The organism is Nocardia sichangensis, assembly GCF_047200615.1.
Taxonomy (GTDB): domain Bacteria; phylum Actinomycetota; class Actinomycetes; order Mycobacteriales; family Mycobacteriaceae; genus Nocardia; species Nocardia sichangensis.
This window is the reverse complement of the sequence record NZ_JBJZOK010000082.1, coordinates 1-2,955: the sequence shown is the minus strand read 5'-3', so window position 1 is coordinate 2,955 and position 2,955 is coordinate 1. Positions and strand designations below refer to the sequence as shown.

Sequence of the window (2,955 nt, the reverse complement as noted above, 5' to 3'; positions counted from 1 at the left end):
CGGGGCGGAGTTCGGGTCCGGGTTCCACTGGCACGTGCTGGACAAGGGCATCAACCACGTCTACATCAAGCCGCGAACGCCGCGCTTGAACGGGAAGGTGGAGCGCTCGCACCGGATCGACGCCGAGGAGTTCTACCGGCTTCTCGACGGCGTGGTCATCGACGACGTCAACATCTTCAACGCGAAACTCAAAGAGTGGCAGGACTATTACAACTATCACCGGCCCCATGGCGGACTCGACGGCCAGACCCCGTATGAGAGACTTCGTCAGAAGACGACAACCGGGGACCGGGTGTAGTCGATCTTCGTCAGCGGCACACGACAGCGGGGATCGCCGTGACGCGCCAAACGAGCCAATGTCGTCGTCCACGCTTGCTCGGTGTGACTGAACGCCCAACGATCCAGGACGCGGCCGCGGTCATCGATGACGGTCACGTCATGGGACTTACTCGCCCAATCCCAGCCGACGAACGGCATGCACAGCCTCCAGAGAGTTTCGCTGGTCAGGCCCTCGTCAGTCGAGGCTCCGGAGCCGGTTCCTCATTGTTCGGCCCTCGATGGGGCATGTCCCTGACGCCGGTCATCGGAGCCTCGGCGCACCAGGAGTGGCAGTACTCAAACTGGCCATCCAACGCGGCGCGGCAACGTGGCCATCTCCTGGTGCTGACCGAGGACCACGATCCGATCATCGGACCGCACCATCAATACTCACCCAATGAGGATCCGCAGCGCCTCCATGCCGCCGTCGCCTTTGGCCAGCAGCGCTCGTGCGTCCGGGTGGCAGCGTGAGAGGGGTCCCGGTAGTAATCGCGCGAGACAACGAAGTTGCCTTGACCAGCGGCGGTGACAAGATTCGGGGGTATCGGGTAGGTGAGTGCTGTGACTGCTATGCCAGTGGTGCGGTGCCGGTGATGCGGTGGATGGTAGAGCGGCCGACGCTGTATTCCTCGGCGAGGCTCGCGTCGTCGTCGGGGTCGGGGTAGCCGCGGTGGATCGTTTTGCGAGCTGCGAGGGGCGGTTTCGGCTGTTTGCCCGTGAATCGGCCTTTCGCGCGGGCCTTGGCCATGCCCTCTCTGGTGCGCAGGTGGTTCAGGGTTGCCTCGAACTCGGCGACCATGGCGAGGGTTTGCAGGAACAGCTTGCCGAACGGGTCGGCCCAGTCGTAGACCTGGCTGCCGAGCCCGAATAGCACGTCGCGCTCGCGCAGGCTGGTCAGGATCTCGCCTGCCTCGGCCAAGTTGCGGGCGAACCGGTCGAACTTGGTCGTGGTCAACATGACCTGCCGCTCGGTCGCGGCCGCCGCGGCGAAGGTGACTGCTGTGAGCGCGTTGTCCAGGGCGGTGCGGTTGCGGCGGGTGGTGCCGGAGAATCCCTTGTCGATGAAGATCCGCTCATGCGGTACCGCGAGGGCGAGCAGCTGCTCGATCTGGATCTCGACGTCTATCGTCGGTGGAGCAGCGCACGTATCCGACGAGGAAGGGCTCGATCACGTCCGAAATCGTTCCATAAGATGGGGGTTCACCGGAACCGCCATGGGAACACCTCTACGGAACACTCGCGATCAGGGCCGGAATCTCGGAGCCGTGATGTTCCGCTGGCGGATCGGCCTATGGAACAGTCGATGTTCGGGGTGGCCTCCGATTGCCGCGCGGGAGCGATGGCCGGTATCAGCCACGATGGCACCGTTCGAAGCGCCCGCTGGAGCAGCCAGGTGGTGGCCGGAATTTGCTGAGTACCCGCCCCGCCCGCTGGCTTTGGACCGGGGACCCTTTACGGCTCTGGGAGCGTTTCGGGCGTGTCGGGCTTGGCGATGCTTCGCCACAACGGCAGAGGGTTGCGGTACTCGTCGTAGTTGGCCACGACAGAAACGTAGGGTGGTTCGGATCCGTCAGGCAGCTTTTGCCTCCCGGCTAAAATCGCGTCGGTGGGGAAGTGGAGCGTTCCGTTGGCTGTCCCCGTCGTGAAAAGCTGATCTGCAAAGTTTTTTGCCACGTTTTCATCGGCGCCGGCGGAGCAGGAGTCGACGACAACCTCTTGGTCTTTGCGCCTGGCTGCGACATCCTTGTACATGGGATCGGCGGCGACCAGCCTGCCAGCGGACTTCGGCCCCAGCAACACCTGCTCTCCGTACGGCATACCGAAGGACGGGTTGATGCCGACCACGAACGTATGGCCCTCAAAGCCGTGCAGAGAGATCGTGTTGGGATCATCACCGAACGGTCTCGGTTCCTCAGGACGATCGAAGGTCAGTACGTCGTATGAACCGTGTTCGGTGGGTGGTTCCACCTCGTAGGCCTGCCAAGTTCTCAGTGTTTCCTCCGGCCTCCGGCCGATCCAGGCCAAGCGGTGCCGTAAGTATGCTGCGCCGTCCGGGTATATGACGCCGACAACTTCACCGGCGGAGTTGTACGCCGGGTCACGGACAACTCGGTTCAGGTCGATCGTCTTCCATTCGCCTTCCATGGTCTGGCCGTAGATCGGTACCCGAGTCCCTGCCTGCTCGGCAGAGTCACCCAGTGCCGCGATCACCCGCCCACAGGTTTGATCGGTTTCCCCGTGTGCGGCGAGAGTGTCGCGAGTGTGCGTGGCCGCGTTCTCGACTCGGCCCGCGAGCGCGGGCCCGAGCTCACGCGCGTTCGTCTGCAACCGCTCCACCACGTGGCAGAACAAGCCAGGCACCGTTCTGGGCGAAAGACTGGGCAAAAGACGTCCTCGGCTGGATTCAACGCTGAACCAGCATCCCACCCGGTCACAACATTCCCCACAGATGGGGACCCAGCGAGGATCGTCATGCGACACAGGTCGGCGTCAGGAATCCAGGGCATACCGGCCTTGGCTCGCTGATGGCAGCAGGCGTCGCTGTGCGCCCGCAACGGTCCCCGCCAGGTTTGGCCACCACGGATCGGTGGCAGTCGATTGAGCAATCTGGCCAACGGATCCCCTCATAGTGCGGAG

5 protein-coding genes are annotated in these 2,955 nt (G+C 63.6%); 2 read left to right on the top strand and 3 right to left on the bottom strand.

Annotated elements, in window-relative coordinates:
- Positions 1-298, top strand: a 298-nt coding sequence (locus ACL03I_RS39120) for an integrase core domain-containing protein (RefSeq protein WP_412808614.1), incomplete at its 5' end; no start/stop codon positions are given.
- Here ACL03I_RS39120 and ACL03I_RS39115 read toward each other — a convergent pair.
- Complete coding sequence (locus tag ACL03I_RS39115; protein WP_412808613.1) at positions 268-477, bottom strand: IS110 family transposase; 210 nt, start codon at positions 475-477, stop codon at positions 268-270. The two genes, ACL03I_RS39120 and ACL03I_RS39115, sit on opposite strands and share 31 nt — an antisense overlap.
- An 87-nt stretch (positions 478-564) precedes the next feature.
- Between ACL03I_RS39115 and ACL03I_RS39110 the strand changes: the two genes are divergently transcribed.
- Positions 565-789, top strand: coding sequence for a hypothetical protein (locus ACL03I_RS39110; RefSeq protein ID WP_412808612.1), 225 nt, complete (start codon positions 565-567; stop codon positions 787-789).
- Positions 790-886: 97 nt separating this feature from the next.
- On the opposite strand, the gene ACL03I_RS39105 is transcribed toward ACL03I_RS39110, so the two are convergent.
- The gene (locus ACL03I_RS39105; RefSeq protein WP_412808615.1) at positions 887-1,381 is read right to left on the bottom strand and encodes a recombinase family protein; all 495 of its coding nucleotides are present in this window, start codon (positions 1,379-1,381) and stop codon (positions 887-889) included.
- A 389-nt stretch (positions 1,382-1,770) separates the two neighbouring features.
- Positions 1,771-2,529 (bottom strand): hypothetical protein, encoded by a 759-nt coding sequence (locus ACL03I_RS39100; protein WP_412808611.1) that lies wholly within the window; start codon positions 2,527-2,529, stop codon positions 1,771-1,773.
- Positions 2,530-2,955: the final 426 nt, after the last annotated feature.

Excerpts from the sequence above, each read along its gene's own strand:
- ACL03I_RS39115 (WP_412808613.1), bottom strand. The coding sequence starts at position 477 with ATGCCGTTCGTCGGCTGGGATTGGGCGAGTAAGTCCCATGACGTGACC.
- ACL03I_RS39110 (WP_412808612.1), top strand. The coding sequence starts at position 565 with ATGTCCCTGACGCCGGTCATCGGAGCCTCGGCGCACCAGGAGTGGCAG.